The organism is Acuticoccus sediminis, from assembly GCF_003258595.1.
Taxonomy (GTDB): Bacteria; Pseudomonadota; Alphaproteobacteria; order Rhizobiales; family Amorphaceae; genus Acuticoccus; species Acuticoccus sediminis.
The window spans coordinates 194746-211430 of sequence record NZ_QHHQ01000003.1 but is presented as its reverse complement, the minus strand read 5'-3'; the positions used below and the strand labels follow the sequence as shown (position 1 = coordinate 211430).

Sequence of the window (16685 nt, the reverse complement as noted above, 5' to 3'; positions counted from 1 at the left end):
CCCGGTTGCTTGGCAGGGGGTGCACGAACCGGATAAGGCGCATGGGACCGGTCCCGGGACGGGACCCTCGGAGACGCTCCCATGCGCCAAGACGCGAACAGCGAAGGCAAGAAGCGCCGGAACATCACGTTCGGCGCGCCTCTCGAGCAGAAGTACGGCTACACGCGCGCCGTGAAGGTCGGCGAGACGGTCTACGTCGCGGGCACCATCGGCCTCGACCCGTCCACAGGAACGTTGCCGGACGATCCGACGGCTCAGTTCCACAACGCCATCGGCATCATCCGCCGGGCGCTGGAGGAGGCGGGAGCCTCTCTTTCCGAGATCGTTCAGTTAACGACCTACGTCTCCGCTCCGGAGATGTTCACCGAGGTCGTGGGCCCGCTGCTGGGCGAAACGTTCGGCGACATCCGCCCCACGAATACAGCCCTCGTCGTCAGTTTCCCCTGGCCGGGCATCGCGTTGGAGATCCAGTCCATCGCGGTCATCGGCGCGAAACCGTGACGCCTGTGGCCTGAAATCCTCAACAGAGTGCTAACGGATTGTGTGGCAAAAATGCCAACTCGTTAGCAAAGTGTTAGCGCCCGACCGCCAATGCTATGGGCGCCCCAGCTATCGAGAAGTAATGTGCCGCGGTGGGCCCGGTGACTCGGCCCTCGGCGAGCGGAGTAGAGACATGGCCTGGTCCGAGTTTTGCCGCACGGCGGCAATGGCCTCCCTATGCGCGCTGACACTCATGCTTGCGGGGTGCGGGGGCGGGGTCGAATCCCTGGACGTCCTTGCGGCGGCGGACGCCGACAGCTCCGGCGACGACGACGTCACCGGCTTCAAGAAGATCGGCAAGCCCTACAAGGTGGGCGGCCGCTGGTACACGCCCAAGCACGACGAGAACTATGACGAGGTGGGCCGCGCCTCCTGGTACGGTCCCAAGTTCCACGGCAAGTCCACCGCCAACGGCGAGGCCTTCGACCAGGACGCTCTGACCGCCGCGCACCCGACCCTGCCGCTGCCGTCCTACGTACGCGTCACGGTGGTGAAGACCGGCAAGTCCGCGGTCCTGCGCGTCAACGACCGCGGTCCGTTCGGCAAGGGCCGCATCCTCGACGTCTCGAAGGCCGCGGCGACCAAGCTCGGCTTCCGCAACGCCGGCTACGCGAAGGTCCGCGTCGAGTATCTCGGCGAGGCGCCCGTCGGCGGCGGCGACAAGGAGACGCTCCAGGCCGAATCCAAGTACGGCAAGACCTCCAAGACCTCCATCGCCAAGTACCTGCCGTTCGGCCTCGGCGGCAGTGAGAGCGACGACGACGAGAAGGTCGAGGTCCGCCTCGCCTCCGCCAAGGCGAAGTCGCAGAAGGAGCGGGACGAGGAAAACAACCCGCTCCGCGGCCGCATCGGCCCGGACGAGGACACAAACCTCCCCGGCGTGAAGCTCAAGCACAACTACCAGCCGGCCATGCTCGCCGCGGCCAGCCAGCCGAGCGCCGTCCAGGCCTACCGCGCCGAGATCGAGAAGGAGTCCGGCCCGATCGATCCGCTCGTCGCCATGAACGAGCCCGGGCCGTCGCTGGAAGAGGAAGAAATCGTCGCCACCGGTCCGTCCGAGCCGCTCCCAGAGGAGACGGTCGCCGCCAGCCAGTCCCGCGTCATGGGCGCGTTCGACATGTTCGGCAGCGGCGGCTCCTCCGCGAGCGCCCCGGCGAGCGGCACCGCCTCCGCCAAGGAAGGCGGGAGCACGTTGCAGGCGGCGGTCCCGGCGGAGTAACCTCCGGGCGATTTCTGCTCGGGGCGAGGACCATTGAAGGGCGCGTTCGTAACGTTCGAAGGCGGGGACGGGGCCGGCAAGTCCACCCAGGCCAAACGTCTGGCCGCCCGCCTGCGCGAGGCGGGCCGCGAGGTCACGCTCACGCGTGAGCCCGGCGGCTCCCCGTGGGCGGAGACATTGCGCACGGCGCTCCTTTCCGAGCGCGGCTCCGCGCTGAGCCCGGCCGAGCAGGCGCTGATGTTCGCAGCGGCCAGAGCCGACCACGTCGACACCCTGATCGCCCCGGCGCTCGCGAAGGGCCACGTCGTCCTGTGCGACCGCTTTGCCGATTCGACCGAGGCGTACCAGGGGGCAGGGGGCGTCACAGCCGGGACCCTCGCCGCCCTCAACGCGCTCGTCGTCGGCCCGACGATGCCGGACCTCACGCTCGTGCTCGACTGCCCGACCGACGTCGGCGAGGGCCGGACGCGGGCGCGCGGCGACCAGGATCCGTTCGACCAGGCCCGGGCCGACGTCCAGGAGCAGCGCCGCCGGGCCTTCCTCGCCATCGCCGCGCGCGAACCGCACCGCTGCGCCGTCATCGACGCCACCCGCCCGGTCGACGACGTCGCCGCCGAGATCTGGCGCGTGGTGAGCGCGCGGCTGCCGCAGCTCACCGCCGCGTGACCTCGATCCCACCGATGATCCCTTTCCCCGACCGCCCCCACGTGCCGAAGGTCCGGACGAGCTGATGGCGAGGACCCCGCGCGCGCCCAAGCCCATCGAAGGCGCCCCCGCCGAGCCCGACCTCCTCGACAACGCCCCGCCGCCGCGCGAGGCGCGGACGCTGTCCGGGCATGCCGAGGCGGTCGAGCGTCTCGTCGAGGCGTTCGGCGGCGCCTCTCCACCGCAGGCGATCCTGCTGGAGGGGCCGCGCGGCATCGGCAAGGCGACGCTCGCCTTCCGCCTCGCCCGCGCGCTCCTCGGCACCATCCCCGGCACGGCGCTTCCGGCGAACCTCGCCGACGATCCCGAGAGCCGCGCCTCGCGCCAGATCGCGGCCGGCACGCACCCGTCGCTGCTGCACCTGACGCGGCCGTGGGACGAGAAGGGCAAGAAGTTCAAGGGCGACCTCACCGTCGACGAGGTGCGCCGCATCGTCCCCTTCCTCGGCTCCACATCGGCCGACGGGGGCTGGCGGATGGTGATCGTCGACGCGGTCGACGACATGAATCTCAACGCCGCCAACGCGCTCCTCAAGGCGCTCGAGGAGCCGCCGCGGAGGACGCTTTTCGTCCTCATCGCCCACGTCTCCGGCCGCGTCCTGCCGACGATCCGCTCGCGCTGCCGGGCGATCCGCATGCGGCCGCTCACCGAGGACGAGGTGAGGGCGGCGCTCAACGCCATGGGCGCAGACCCGCGCACCGCGCCGCTGGGGGAGGGGTCGGTGAGGCGGGCCCTCAGCCTCGCCGCCGCCGGGGCCGACATCGTGAAGTCCGCGCAGCGGCTTCTGTCGCCCCAGATGGTGCGCGACGTGCGCGCCCAGCATCAGCTCGCCGAGCTCGCCGCGCAGCGCCGCGACGACTCCTTCGCGACGGTGCTGGAGCTGGTCCTCGACGCCATCGCGGGGCGGGCGAAAAGCGGGGCAGGGACCATGTCCCTCCCTGCCCTCGACGCCTACGCTTCCCTATATTTATCAGTGACTGACGACCGCCGGCGCATCGAAGTCTTCAACCTGGACCGCAAGGAAATGGTGCTCGCCGTGCTGTCGCGCCTATCCGCAGCAGACAAGGCCGCTGGTCTGACTTGACAAGGCGGCCTTGGGGGGCAGATGCATCCCGCCATGAGCCAGCGCTTCACCATCACCACGGCGATCTCGTACCCCAACGGGGCGCCCCACATCGGCCACGCTTACGAGCTGATCGCAACCGACGCGATCGCCCGCTTCAAGCGTCTCGACGGCTATCGCGTCCACTTTTCGACCGGGACCGACGAGCACGGTCAGAAGATGGTGGAGACCGCCGCGAGGGAAGGCATCCCCGTCGCCGAGCTCGCCGACCGAAATACCGGACTTTTCCGCAAGATGGCCGAGGTGGTGGGCTCGTCGCACGACGACTTCATCTCCACCCGCGAGCCGCGCCACATCAAGGCGAGCCAGGCCATCTGGACGGCGATGGCCGACGCCGGCGACATCTACCTCGACAACTACGGCGGCTGGTACTCGGTCCGCGACGAGGCCTATTTCGGCGAGAACGAGCTGACCGAGAAGGACGGGCAGAAGTTCGCCCCGACGGGCGCCCCGGTGAAGTGGATGGAGGAGCCGTCCTACTTCTTCCGCCTGTCCGCCTTCCAGGACCGCCTGCTGAAGCTCTACGAGGAGCAGCCGGACTTCATCGCCCCGGCCACGCGCCGCAACGAGGTGATGGCGTTCGTGAAGTCCGGCCTCAAGGACCTCTCCATCTCGCGCACGACGATGGACTGGGGCGTACCGGTGCCGGGCGACCCGAAGCACGTGATGTACGTGTGGGTGGACGCGCTGACGAACTACATCACCTCGTGCGGCTACCCGGACGAGCCGGATCGCTTCAAGGCGAGCTGGCCGGCGGACCTGCACGTCATCGGTAAGGACATCATCCGCTTCCACACCATCTACTGGCCGGCGTTCCTGATGAGCGCGGGCCTGCCGCTCCCCAGGCGCGTCTTCGGCCACGGCTTCCTGTACAACGCCGGCGAGAAGATGAGTAAGTCGATCGGCAACGTCCTGGACCCGTTCGACCTCATCGGCGCGTTCGGCCTCGACCCGCTGCGCCACTACCTCCTGCGCGAAGTGCCGTTCGGCCAGGACGGCAACTACTCGGTCGAGGGCTTCATCAACCGCGTCAACGCGGACCTTGCCAACGATATCGGCAACCTCGCCCAGCGCTCGCTGTCGATGATCGCCAAGCACTGCGACGGCGCGATGCCGAGCCTGGAGCCGCTGGCGCCGCAGGACGAGGTGCTGCTGGAGCGTGTCCGCGCGCTGCCGGAGATCTGCCGCAAGGCGGTCGACGCGCAGGCTCTGCACCAGGCGCTCGGCGCGATCTTCGAGGTCGTGTCGGAGGCGAACCGCTACTTCGCCGGCGAGGAGCCGTGGAAGCTGCGCAAGACCGACCCGGAGCGGATGGCCGTCGTGCTCGGCGTCACCGCCGAGGCGCTGCGCTGGTTCGGCGTGCTCCTGCAGCCGTTCGTGCCGAAGACCGCGTCCGATCTCCTCGACATCCTCGCGGTGCCGGAGAGTGCCCGCACCTTCGAATGGCTGACGCGCCACGTTCCGTCCGGAACGCCGCTTCCGGCGCCCAGCCCCATCGTCCCCAAACTGGAAGAGCCGGCCGCGTGAGGCTTGTCGACAGCCACTGCCACCTCGACTTCCCCGACTTCGAAGACCTGCCTCCGTTCCTGGAGCGGGCTCGCGCCCGGGGCGTCGAGCGTTTCGTCACCATCTCGACGCGCATGAAGACCTTCGACGGTCTGCGCAGGATCGTGGCGGCGCACGATGACGTCTACTGCTCGGTCGGAGTCCACTGCCTCAACGCCCACGAGGAGCCGGACGTCACCACGGCGGAGCTCGTCGCGGCGGCGCAGGAGCCGAAGGTCGTCGCCATCGGCGAGGCCGGCCTCGACTATCACTACACGATCGAGACCCGGGACATTCAGGAGGTCGGCTTCCGCCGCCACATCGCCGCCGCCCGGGAGACGGGGCTGCCGATGGTGATCCACGCCCGCGAGGCTGACGAGGACATCGCCGCGATCCTGGAGGAGGAGACGGGGAAGGGCGCCTTCCCCTTCGTCCTGCACTGCTTCTCCTCCGGCGCCGAGCTGGCGCGCCGCGGACTGGCGCTCGGGGGCTACATCTCGTTCTCCGGCATCGCCACCTTCAAGACCGCCGAGTCGATCCGCGAGGTCGCCCGGTTCGTCCCGCTGGATCGCATGCTGGTCGAGACGGACGCACCGTATCTCGCCCCGCCCCCGCACCGCGGCAAGCGCAACGAGCCGGCCTTCGTCGCCGACACTGCCGCGCACCTCGCCAAGACGCTCGGCATCAGCGCCGAGGAGCTCGGCGAGCGGACGACGGAGAACTTCTACCGCCTGTTTTCCAAGGTTCCGGCCCCGGTGAACGCTTGAGATGGCGATCGGATCGATGCTGCGCTTCACCATCCTCGGCTGCGGTTCGTCCGGCGGCGTGCCGCGCGTCGGCGGGGAATGGGGTGCGTGCGATCCCGCCAACCCCAAGAACCGCCGCCGCCGCTGCTCGCTCCTGATCGAACGGGTCAACGGCGCCGGCACGACGCGCGTCCTCATCGACACCGGGCCGGACATGCGCGAGCAACTCCTGTCCGCCGACGTCTCGGACCTCGACGCCGTCTGCTACACGCACCCGCACGCCGACCACCTCCACGGCATCGACGACCTGCGGGGCCTCGCGATGGCGCACCGCCGTCGTGTCGACGTCTACATGGACCGCAGCACTCTGGAGCGTGCCCGCGAGGCGTTCGGCTACTGCTTCAACGGTGCCATGGGCTACCCGCCGATCCTCAACGCGCACGAGATCACGCCGGGCGAGCCGCTCACCGTGGACGGCGCCGGCGGCCCGCTGACGCTGATGCCGTTCCTCCAGCACCACGGGCGGATCGACTCGCTCGGCTTCCGCGCGGGCGACGTCGCATACTCCAGCGACCTCCACGACCTTCCGACCTCGTCGCTCCAGCACCTCGCGGACCTCGACGTGTGGATCGTCGACGCGCTGCGCCACAAGACGCACTCCAGCCACTTCACGGTGGAGCAGGCGCTCGACTGGTCGGAGCGGATCGGTGCCCGCCGGGCCGTGCTCACGAACCTCCACCACGACCTCGACTACGACGCGTTGATGGACCTTGTCCCCGAGTGGGCGGAACCCGCCTACGATATGATGGTCCTCGAGCACGCCGACGTCCCGGACACATCAGAATCAACCGTTCCATAATCCGCCTTATGCGACTGGCGGATGGGATCGGATCTCGTTGCGCCGAGCGCTGCAAACGGGGTCCATCCCGCCATGAAGCCCAAGATCCTCACCACCCTGCCGACCTACACCGTGCCGGCCTTCTTCGGCGACGCGCTCGCCGGGGTCACGGTCGCGATGGTCGCCGTGCCGCTGTCCATCGCCATCGCGATCGCTTCCGGCGCGGACCCGGCCGTCGGACTGGTGACGGCGGTGGTGGCGGGCTTCCTGATCTCGCTGCTGGGCGGCAGCCGGGTCCAGATCGGCGGACCGACGGGCGCCTTCATCGTCGTCGTCTTCGGCGTCATCGCCACGCACGGCTACGACGGTCTCGTCACGGCGACCTTCCTCGCCGGCATCATCCTGCTGCTCGCCGGCCTCCTGCGGCTGGGCACTCTGATCGAGTACGTGCCCGAGGCCGTCATCAACGGCTTCACCATCGGCATCGCCATCATCATCGCGACGAGCCAGCTCACCGACTTCCTCGGCCTCACCGTCTCGAACCTCCCGGCCGACTTCTTCCCCAAGCTCGCCGCGCTCTGGGACGCACGGGAGACGCTCAACCCGTCCGCCTTCGCCATCGGCGGAGCAACCGTGGTGCTGATCGTCGTCCTGCGCCGCCTGGCGCCACGCTTCCCGGGCCTCATCGTCGCCGTGGGCCTCACGTCCGCAGCGGCCGCCGTGCTGGACCTGCCCGTCGCCACGATCGTCTCGCGCTTCGGCGAGCTGCCGGACCGCCTTCCGCTCCCGGGACTGCCGGACCTCTCGCTGAGCAAGATCATCGAGGTGGTCCCGTCCGCCTTCGTCATCGCTTTCCTCGCCGGCGTCGAGTCGCTGCTGTCGGCCATCGTCGCCGATCGCATGATCGACGGGCGCCACAGGCCCAACGCCGAGATGCTGGCCCAGGGTGCCGCCAACCTCGGCTCCGCGCTGTTCGGCGGACTGCCCGCGACGGGCGCCATCGCGCGGACCGCGACGAACGTCCGCGCGGGCGGCCGCACCCCCGTCGCCGGCCTCGTCCACGCCTTGACGGTGCTCCTCATGATGATGGTGGCGGCCCCGCTCGTCGGCGAGCTGGCGCTTCCGGCCCTCGCAGGCGTGCTCCTCGTGACCGCGTGGAACATGAGCGAGCCGCACAAGTGGGGCATCTACATGCGCGAACCGATGTCGGACCGGCTCCTCATCCTGCTGACTTTGGTGCTCACCGTGGTCGCGGACCTGACGATCGCCATCGGCGTCGGCGTGGCGATCGGCCTGGCGCTGCGCCTGCGCCGCCGCAACGCCCCGCCGGAGGACTGGTCGACGCCCGAGCGCTGACGTGCCGACTGCCGGCGGGGACTGGTCGCGCCGGCATGGACGCAGTATCTCACCCAGCGGAGAAACGCCGGAGGCACCTGTGACGGCACCCATCGACCGGCTGCGCACGATCATGGCGCAGCTCAGGGATCCCAACGGCGGCTGCGCCTGGGATCTCGCCCAGACCTACGAGACCATCGCCCCGTACACCATCGAAGAGGCCTACGAGGTCGCCGACGCCATCGAACGCGGCGACATCGACGACCTCAAGGACGAACTCGGCGACCTTCTCCTCCAGGTGGTCTTCTACGCCCAGATGGCGGCCGAGCGCGGCGACTTCGCGTTCGACGACGTCTGCGACGCCATCTCCGAGAAGCTGATCCGCCGCCACCCGCACATCTTCTCCGACGGCCCCGCCAAGACGCCCGAGGAGATCAAGGCGATGTGGGACATCATCAAGGCCGAGGAGCGGGCCGGAAAGCCGAACGGCATCCTCGACGACGTCCCCGTGAACTTCCCGCCGCTCGCCCGCGCCCAGAAGCTGCAGAAGCGCATGGCCAAGATCGGCTTCGACTGGCCGGACGCGACCGGCGTGGTCGACAAGGTCGCCGAGGAACTGGAGGAGTTCGCCTCCGCCGTCCGCTCCGGCGAGCACGACGAGATCGAGGCCGAGTTCGGCGACCTCCTCTTCACCCTCGTCAACTACGCCCGCCACCTCGACATCGACGCCGACAGCGCCCTGCGCGGTGCCAACGCCCGGTTCACGGCCCGCGTCCGGCACATGGACGCCGCCGTCCGCGCCGAGGGCCGGACCCTCAGCGACCTCGAAGCCGCCGCCCTGGAGGAGCGCTGGACGGACGCGAAGAACTTCCTCGCCAACACGGCCTGACCCCCGCACGCAGCGCGGGCCGATCGCCGGACGCGTCCTGCGGCCTCAGCCGGCCTTCGGGGCCGACCGGCGGTTGAGGAAGGCCCGCATCATGCGGCCCGGCTCGTCGGTCTCGTAAGCCGACACGAACGAGTCGATCCCGGCGGCGATGGCCTGGTCCATCGTCGTCTTCTCCCAGCGCCGCATCAGCTGCTTCTGCAGCGCGATCGCACGCGGTCCCGACGCAAGGATCCCCTTCAGCCAGTGGTCCAGTGCCGCGTCGAGCTCGCCGGCGACCGTCATCCGCTGCAGGAAGCCCATCGCCAGCGCCTCGGGCGCCTTCACCGTCGCGCCGGTGAACAAGAGCTCGCACGTCTTGCCCCAGCCGATCAGGCCCGGCAGCAGCGCGGCCTCGATCACCGACGGGATGCCGACCCGGACCTCGGGCATGCCGAACAGGGAACCCTCCGTCGCGATTCGCATGTCGCAGGCGGCGGCGATCTCCATCCCGCCGCCAAGGCAGAACCCGTCGATCTTCGCGATCACCGGGACCTCGACCTCGCGCACGATCGAGCAGACCTCGTGCAGCGCGGTAATGAACGCCCGCGCGCTGCCGCAGTCGAACTCGGCCATCGCGCTGATGTCGGCGCCGCCGATGAACGCCCGGTCACCGGCGCCGGTCAGGACGATCGCGCGGACGTCGGCGATACCCTCCGCCTCGCGCACGCGCGAGACGAAGTCCTCGCACATCGCCGGCGTCATGATGTTCAGCTTCACCGGGTTGTTGATGATCACCGTCGCGACGGCACCGCCCTCGCGGGTTTCGACCTCGAGGTCGATCCGTCCCTCACCGCTCGCGTCCAGCCCGACATCCATGATGCGTCCTCCATATCTTTGCCGCCGAGCATAGTGCCTGCGGGCGGAGGATTGGGAACGGATGCGCGCCGGACCACGGATTATGTGGCGGCCCGAACCGCCGGAGCCGGATCGCGCCTACGGAAGGTAGGGCTGGCTCGGGGTCTGCGGCTCGGGAACCGGCTCGCCGAGCCTGGCGAGCGTGTCGGAGAGGCGCGCTTCCGGGATGCGCAGGGTGAGGTGGACCGTCTCCCCCTCGTCCGAGCGCTCCAGGACTTCCGTGTTGCGGTAGAGCCAGGCGAGCAGCGCACCATCGGTCGCGCGGATCGTCGCCTCGCGGACCGTGGCGCGGCGGGCGAGGCGGTCCTCGATCGCGATGAGGAGCGCTGGGATCCCCTCCCCGGTCTCCGCCGACACCAGCACCGCGCCCTGCGCCTGCGCGGCGAGCTCGCGCTGCTTGCGCACCGCGTCGTCCAGCCGGTCGGCCTTGTTCCAGACCTCCAGCACCTCGCGTTGGCCGGGTTCGACGCCGATCTCGGCGAGGGTCCCGAGGACGTCATCGGCCTGAGCTTCCGTCTCCTCGTGCGAAATGTCGCGCACGTGGACGACGAGATCGGCGAGCGTCACCTCTTCCAGCGTGGCGCGGAACGCGGCGACGAGGGATGTCGGGAGATGGGAGATGAAGCCGACCGTGTCCGACAGGATCGCCGTGCGGCCGTGCGGCAGTTCGAGCTTGCGAAGGGTCGGGTCCAGCGTCGCGAACAGGAGGTCGCGGCTCTCGACGTGGTCGCCGGCAAGGCGGTTGAAGAGCGTCGACTTGCCGGCGTTGGTGTAGCCGACCAGCGCGACGACCGGCTGGTTGTTGCGCCGGCGCTGCTCTCGCGCGAGCGAGCGTGTCCGCCGCACGTCCTCCAGCGCCTTCTCGACGCGGGCGATCCGCTCGGCGATCTGCCGGCGGTCGGCCTCGATCTGCGTTTCACCCGGGCCGCCGAGGAAGCCGAAGCCGCCGCGCTGGCGTTCGAGGTGGGTCCATGACCGCACGAGGCGCGAGCGCTGGTAGGTCAGGTGCGCGTGCTCCACCTGGAGCGCGCCTTCCGCCGTCTGCGCCCGCTCGCCGAAGATCTCGAGGATCAGCGCGGTGCGGTCGAGCACCTTCGCGCCCCAGGCCTTCTCGAGGTTGCGCTGCTGCACCGGTGTCAGCGGATGGTCGATGATGATGAGCTCGGCGTTGGCCGCGCGGGCGACGGCGGTGACGTCGTCCACCACCCCCGTGCCGAACAGCGTCGCCGGGCGCGGGTTGCGCACGGGAATGACCCGCGCGTCCACCACATCGAGCGCGATGGCGTCGGCAAGGCCCACGGCCTCGGCGAGACGCCCCTCGGGTTCGCGCTTGTCTTCCTCCGATTGCCGAACGACCGGCAGCAGAACGATGGCTCGGGTCGCGGCCTCTTCCGTGGGCGTCCCGACCTCAGCGCGTGTCCCGCTGTCGTCAACTTTCACGCTATCGTGATCCGGTCTCTTCGTTCGGGTCGAACAGTTGCACAGGTTGGTTTGGCATGATGGTCGAGATCGCGTGCTTGTAAACAAGCTGCGAATGACCATCGCGTCGCAGCAGGACGCAGAAGTTGTCGAACCACGTTAAAACACCCTGCAGTTTAACGCCGTTCACGAGGAAGATCGTTAACGGCGTTTTACTTTTGCGGACGTGGTTGAGGAACGTGTCCTGAAGGTTCTGAGCTTTTTCAGCCACTGATTATATCCCGATCGCAATGAACACGGCGTTCGCGCGGTTACCGACACACACAATCGAGCGGCACCAGCCCCCGAACACCAGCTCTGTAGGTAGTTCGCCGCGACGCCCGCTCAAGCGGGACCTTCGCGCCGTTGTCTTAATACACGCTCAGAGGGAGTTTTTCCACGCCTTCGTGGAACCGTGCGCGCAACTCAGACACGACAGAACCGGGAGCCCCGTTGCCGATTGGCGTCTCGTCGATCTTGACGACGGGCGTCGCCGTCATCGTCGCGGACGTGATGAACGCCTCGCGCGCCGCCTTCGCCTCGTCGATCGTGAACGGGCGCTCCTCGACCTTGATGTCGTGGGCGGCCGCGAAATCCATGATCGCCGCCCGCGTGATGCCGCGCAGAATGCCGCGCTCGGCCGGCCGTGTGACCAGCGTCCCGTCCTGGTTCACGATCCAGGCGTTGGACGATGCGCCCTCGGTGATGAAGCCGTCCTTGTCGTACATCCAGGCTTCCTTGGCGCCCGCACGCACCGCCTTCTGCTTGGCGAGGACCTGCGGCAAAAGCGCCACCGTCTTGATGTCGACCCGCTCCCAGCGGATGTCCGGCGTCGTGACGACGGCGATTCCCTCCTCGCCGATCTTCACGGCGTTGCCCGGCGGAACCGAGCGGGCGGTCACCACCAGCGTCGCGGGGATCGGCGTCTTCGGGAAGGCGAAGTCGCGGCGGGCGACGCCGCGCGTCACCTGCAGGTAGACGAGGCCCTTCTTCACCCGGTTGCGCCGCGCAGTCTCGCGCAGGATGGACTCCATCGCCCGGCGCTCCACCGGCCAGTCCATCTGCAGCTCGTTCAGCGAGCGGGCCAGACGGTCGAGATGGCGGGTCATGTCGACGATATAGCCGTCCCAGATCTCGCACACCTCGTAGACGCCGTCGGCAAACTGGAAGCCCCGGTCCTCCACGTGCACACACGCCTCACCATGCGGCACATAGCGACCATTGACGTAGGCAATCCGGCTCATCGTCACTCCGTTCAGAAGAATTCCAGGCTCACGCGGAACATCTGTTCCACCTGGTGCACTTTCTCGCTCAAGGCGAACATGACAACCCGGTCGCGCGCGAGAATCTGCGTGTCGCCGTTGACCTCGACGGCCTTGCCGTTGCGCACGATCGCGCCGACACGCACGCCCTCCGGGAGCTCCAGCGCCCGCAGCGGGCGGCCAACCAGCAGCGAGGTCTCCAGCGCCTCGGCCTCGATCACCTCGGCGGAGCCGTTCTGCAGCGAGTGCACGCTCTCGATGCGGCCGCGCCGGACATGGCGCAGCACGCGGCTGATGGTGACGGCGCGCGGGTTCACGTAGGCGTCGATCCCCAGCGCGTTGGCGAGCGCCGGATAGGACACGTTGTTGATGAGCGACAGGTTGCGCGCGCAACCGAGGGTCTTCGCCATCACGCACGCGATGATGTTGGCCTGGTCGTCGTTGGTGAGCGCGACCATCGTGTCGGCGTCCTCGATGTCGGCCTCGCGCAGGACGTCCTGGTCGAGCGCGGAACCGTTGAGGATCACCGTCTTGTGGAGCTGGTCGGCGATATAGAGCGCGCGCTGGCGGCTCGCCTCGACGATCTTCACCTTCGTCTGCGGCTCGCGCTTCTCGAGCTGCTGGGCGACGTAGAAGCCGATGTTGCCGCCGCCGGCGATGACGACGCGGCTCGCCTTGGGCTCGTCGTGGCCGAAGATGACCAGAGTGCGGCGCACCTGCTCGCGCGGCACCACCACGTAGACGAGGTCGTCCACCCGCAGCATCTCGTCCGACTTCGGCACGATCAGCGTGCCCTGCCGGTAGACGCCGGTCACCACGGCGCCGAGGTTGGGGAAGAGGTCCGTGAGCTGGCGCAGCGGCGTGTCCACCACCGGGCAGTCCTCGTGGCAGAGGATGCCGACGACGATGATCTTGTCGTCCGCGAAGCGCACCGTCTCGACCGCACCGGGGAGCGAGAGGCGGCGCATGACCATCTCGCCCACCTCGATCTCCGGCGAGATCACCACGTCGATGGGCATGTTCTCCCGCGCGAACAGCGAGGAGTAGACCGGACTGAGGTAGGCCTGGGCGCGGATGCGCGCGATCTTGGTCGGGACCTGGAAGATGGTGTGCGCGACCTGCGACGCCACCATGTTCACCTCGTCCGACTGGGTGACGGCGATGAGGAGGTCGGCGTTCTCCGCCCCCGCCTGCGCCAAGGTCGACGGATGCGCGCCGTGGCCGATGACGCCGCGCACGTCGAGCTGGTCGCGCACATTGGCGATGAGCTGCGGGAGCTGGTCGATGACGGAAACGTCGTGGCCCTCGTGGGACAGTCGCTCGGCGATACCGAACCCGACCTGCCCTGCACCACAAATTACGATACGCATGGTGTTATTCTATGCCACCGGGCCGCGCAGCGTCACGTCCGGCTGCCAGTTCCGGCGCGGGACGCGGCCATGCCGCGGTGCCGGGGGTCCGCCCCGGCCGAGAGGACCGCGACGCTCTCCGGTCGCGGGGCCCCGCGAAGGCTCACCAACATGACTTCGGCCACAGGATCGCCTCCTCAAACCCGTCCTCGCCCATCGGCTCCAGGGACGATCGGCCACCGGAAGGATCACTTTAGCCCTCATCGAGCGCCGCGGCGAGGGCCGCACGCGCATGGATGCTGGTCGAATCGAACACAGGCGCGCCGACATCGTCCTGACCGATCAGCATCGTCACCTCGGTGCAGCCGAGGATGACGCTGTCGGCGCCGCCCTCGATCGCGGTGTCGACGATGTCGAGATAGCGCGTCTTGGACGCCGGGTTCACCATGCCCTGGCAGAGCTCGTCGTAGATGATCCGGTGCACCGCCATGCGGTCCTCGTCCCCCGGCACCCTGACGTCCAGCATGTGCTGCTCGCGCATCCGGCCGCGGTAGAACATGCCTTCCATGGTGAACTTGGTCGCGAGCAGCAGAGGCGACATGCAGCCCTCCGCCCGCACCGCATCGGCCGTCGCGTCGGCGATGTGGACGAGCGGGACGCCCGCCGCCTCCTCCACCGCCCCCGCCATGCGGTGCATGGTGTTGGAGCAGATCACAAGCAGCTCCGCCCCGGCGGCGACCAGCCGCTCGCCCGCCTCGACCATCCGGGCCGTGGCGCCGGTCCAGTCGCCGGACGCCTGCAGCTCCTCGATCTCGGCGAAGTCGAACGACCACATCACGATGGGCGCCGAGTGCAGCCCGCCGAGACGCTCGCGCGTCATGCGGTTGAGGTGCTGGTAGTAGAGCGCGGTCGACTCCCAGGAGAGCCCGCCGATGAGGCCGATCGTCTTCACGCCGCGCGCTCGCGCACCATGTGGACGCCGAACACCCCGGCCCCGTCCAGCCGGTCCAGCTTCTCGATGGTGATGTCGGCGAGGGTGACGCCGGGATTGGCGAGGAGCCGCGCCGCGATCGCCTCGCCCATCTGCTCCAAGAGCGCCGTATGGCCGGCGGTCACGTCGTCGATGACCTCGACGATATCGACGTAGCTGACCGCCGGCTCGTCGCCCGCGGGCGCCAGACCTTCGGCCAGGGTCAGCGACACGGAGAAGCGCACGCGCTGCGTCACGCCCTGCTCGGACGGCAGGATGCCGACGGCGAGCTGGCGTACCAGAGCGTCCACGAACACCTTGTCCCCGCCCACCGCGCGGGTGGCCGGGGCGCCGGTGGCCGCCCGAACCGTCACGCGATCCCCAGCGTCTTCAGCTTGCGGTGCAGCGCGGAGCGCTCCATGCCCACGAACTCGGCCGTGCGCGACACATTGCCGGAGAACCGGTTGATCTGCGCCCGCAGGTAGTCCCGCTCGAAGATCTCGCGTGCGTCGCGCAACGGCAGCGCCATGATGTGCTCGCCGCCGGCCTGCGACGACAGCGGCGGCACGATCGCGCCGATCTCGTTGGGCAGCAGGTCCGCCGAGATCGGGTCGTTCGGGTCCCCGTCACGGGTCAGGATGAGCAGCCGCTCGACGTTGTTCTTCAGCTGGCGAACGTTTCCGGGCCAGTCGTGCGCCTGCAGCACCGCCATGGCGTCCTCGCCGACGATGCGGCGCGGCAGGCCCTGGTTCTCGGCGGTCTGGCGCAGGAAGTAGTCGATCAGCATCGGCACGTCCTCGCGGCGCTGGGCCAGCGCCGGAACGCGGACCGGCACCACCGAGAGGCGGTGGAAGAGGTCCTCGCGCACCCGCCCTTCGGTCACCTCCTCCTGGAGGTCGCGCGCGGAGGAGGAGATGATGCGAACGTTCACCCTCACCTTCTGCGAACCGCCAACGCGGTTGAACTCCTGCGCCACCAGGACGCGCAGGATCCGGGCCTGCGTCTCCAGCGGCATGTCGCCGATCTCGTCGAGATAGAGCGTGCCGCCGTGAGCCTCCTCGAGGGCGCCGACGGACGGGTCCTGCCCGGGCTTCGCCTCGGCGCCGAACAGCGCCTCGTCCATCTTGTCCGGCGTGATCGACGCGGAGGAGACCACGACGAACGGGCCTTCCGAACGCAGGCTCTTCTTGTGGATCGTCCGGGCGACGAGCTCCTTGCCCGACCCCGACGGCCCCATGATCATGATGCGCGAGTTGGTCGGCGAGATCTTCTCGATCGTCGAGCGGAGCTGGTTCATCACGGCGGAGTTGCCGATCAGGTCCTGGAACTCGCCCGACTTGGTGCGCAGCGATTCGACCTCGCGGCGCAGGCGCGAGGCCTCCAGCGCGCGCTCGGCCGCCAGCAGCAGCCGGTCCGCCTTCAGCGGCTTCTCGATGTAGTCGTAAGCGCCGCGCTTGATCGCCGACACGGCCGTCTCGATGTTGCCGTGACCGGAGATCATCACGATCGGCATCGTCGAGTGCTGCGCACGGATGGCGTCGAGCAGCTGCAAGCCGTCCATCTTCGACCCCTGCAGCCAGATATCGAGGAAGATCAACTGCGGGCGTCGCGCTCCGATCGCAGCCAACGCCTCGTCGGAGTCGGCGGCCGTACGAACCTCGTAGCCTTCGTCTTCCAAGATACCGGCGATCAGGTTGCGGATGTCGATCTCGTCGTCGACGACAAGAATGTCCGATGCCATCAGCGCTCCACCCTTCGCCCCAAACCGGGCCGAACACGCGACCGGAGGGAGAGGCCTACGTCGCGCGAGTT

The 16685-nt window shown here is 68.9% G+C and carries 17 protein-coding genes; 9 read left to right on the top strand and 8 right to left on the bottom strand.

From position 1 onward, the window contains the following. Positions 1 to 81: 81 nt before the first annotated feature. The 9 genes from DLJ53_RS15205 to mazG all read left to right on the top strand — a co-directional run bounded on the left by DLJ53_RS15205 (position 82) and on the right by mazG (position 8940). Positions 82 to 501 carry a Rid family hydrolase gene (locus tag DLJ53_RS15205; protein WP_111346691.1) on the top strand — a complete coding sequence of 140 codons (420 nt, stop codon included), beginning with the start codon at positions 82 to 84 and terminating at the stop codon, positions 499 to 501. A 172-nt stretch (positions 502 to 673) separates the two neighbouring features. Beyond that, positions 674 to 1759 carry a septal ring lytic transglycosylase RlpA family protein gene (locus DLJ53_RS36395; protein WP_202913182.1) on the top strand — a complete coding sequence of 362 codons (1086 nt, stop codon included), beginning with the start codon at positions 674 to 676 and terminating at the stop codon, positions 1757 to 1759. A 33-nt stretch (positions 1760 to 1792) separates the two neighbouring features. Then, positions 1793 to 2425: a dTMP kinase gene (tmk, locus tag DLJ53_RS15195; protein ID WP_111346689.1), complete on the top strand. Its 633-nt coding sequence runs from the start codon at positions 1793 to 1795 to the stop codon at positions 2423 to 2425. Between the two features lie 64 nt (positions 2426 to 2489). After that, positions 2490 to 3548, top strand: a complete 1059-nt coding sequence (locus tag DLJ53_RS15190) for a DNA polymerase III subunit delta' (RefSeq protein ID WP_111346687.1) — start codon at positions 2490 to 2492, stop codon at positions 3546 to 3548. 33 nt (positions 3549 to 3581) lie between these two features. Next, positions 3582 to 5114: a methionine--tRNA ligase gene (metG, locus tag DLJ53_RS15185; protein WP_111347797.1), complete on the top strand. Its 1533-nt coding sequence runs from the start codon at positions 3582 to 3584 to the stop codon at positions 5112 to 5114. After that, positions 5111 to 5899: a TatD family hydrolase gene (locus DLJ53_RS15180; RefSeq protein WP_244935081.1), complete on the top strand. Its 789-nt coding sequence runs from the start codon at positions 5111 to 5113 to the stop codon at positions 5897 to 5899. The genes metG and DLJ53_RS15180 overlap by 4 nt, the downstream gene beginning before the upstream one ends. Position 5900: 1 nt before the next feature. Then, entirely contained in the window at positions 5901 to 6737 is an 837-nt protein-coding gene (locus tag DLJ53_RS15175; protein ID WP_111346683.1) for an MBL fold metallo-hydrolase, read from the top strand. A gap of 72 nt (positions 6738 to 6809) precedes the next feature. After that, complete coding sequence (locus DLJ53_RS15170) at positions 6810 to 8072, top strand: SulP family inorganic anion transporter (protein WP_111346681.1); 1263 nt, start codon at positions 6810 to 6812, stop codon at positions 8070 to 8072. A 79-nt stretch (positions 8073 to 8151) separates the two neighbouring features. After that, a complete protein-coding gene (gene mazG / locus DLJ53_RS15165; protein ID WP_280525508.1) occupies positions 8152 to 8940 on the top strand; it encodes a nucleoside triphosphate pyrophosphohydrolase in 789 nt (262 codons plus the stop codon). 45 nt (positions 8941 to 8985) lie between these two features. Here the strand turns inward: mazG and DLJ53_RS15160 are convergent, their stop codons facing one another. The 8 genes from DLJ53_RS15160 to ntrX form a co-directional block, all read right to left on the bottom strand. Further along, positions 8986 to 9795, bottom strand: a complete 810-nt coding sequence (locus tag DLJ53_RS15160; protein ID WP_111346679.1) for an enoyl-CoA hydratase — start codon at positions 9793 to 9795, stop codon at positions 8986 to 8988. Between the two features lie 117 nt (positions 9796 to 9912). After that, on the bottom strand, positions 9913 to 11274 hold the full coding sequence (gene hflX / locus DLJ53_RS15155; protein ID WP_226581857.1) for a GTPase HflX: 1362 nt from the start codon (positions 11272 to 11274) through the stop codon (positions 9913 to 9915). Between the two features lies 1 nt (position 11275). Then, complete coding sequence (hfq, locus tag DLJ53_RS15150) at positions 11276 to 11524, bottom strand: RNA chaperone Hfq (protein WP_111346675.1); 249 nt, start codon at positions 11522 to 11524, stop codon at positions 11276 to 11278. Positions 11525 to 11663: 139 nt separating this feature from the next. Continuing rightward, the gene (locus tag DLJ53_RS15145; protein WP_111347793.1) at positions 11664 to 12536 is read right to left on the bottom strand and encodes a D-amino-acid transaminase; all 873 of its coding nucleotides are present in this window, start codon (positions 12534 to 12536) and stop codon (positions 11664 to 11666) included. 11 nt (positions 12537 to 12547) lie between these two features. Continuing rightward, the gene (gene trkA, locus DLJ53_RS15140; RefSeq protein WP_111346673.1) at positions 12548 to 13924 is read right to left on the bottom strand and encodes a Trk system potassium transporter TrkA; all 1377 of its coding nucleotides are present in this window, start codon (positions 13922 to 13924) and stop codon (positions 12548 to 12550) included. Positions 13925 to 14156: 232 nt separating this feature from the next. After that, positions 14157 to 14855, bottom strand: coding sequence for an aspartate/glutamate racemase family protein (locus DLJ53_RS15135; protein ID WP_111346671.1), 699 nt, complete (start codon positions 14853 to 14855; stop codon positions 14157 to 14159). After that, the gene (locus DLJ53_RS15130; RefSeq protein ID WP_111346669.1) at positions 14852 to 15247 is read right to left on the bottom strand and encodes a dihydroneopterin aldolase; all 396 of its coding nucleotides are present in this window, start codon (positions 15245 to 15247) and stop codon (positions 14852 to 14854) included. The genes DLJ53_RS15135 and DLJ53_RS15130 overlap by 4 nt, the downstream gene beginning before the upstream one ends. Continuing rightward, positions 15244 to 16614 (bottom strand): nitrogen assimilation response regulator NtrX, encoded by a 1371-nt coding sequence (gene ntrX, locus DLJ53_RS15125; RefSeq protein ID WP_111346667.1) that lies wholly within the window; start codon positions 16612 to 16614, stop codon positions 15244 to 15246. Before ntrX ends, DLJ53_RS15130 begins: the two co-directional genes overlap by 4 nt. Positions 16615 to 16685: the final 71 nt, after the last annotated feature.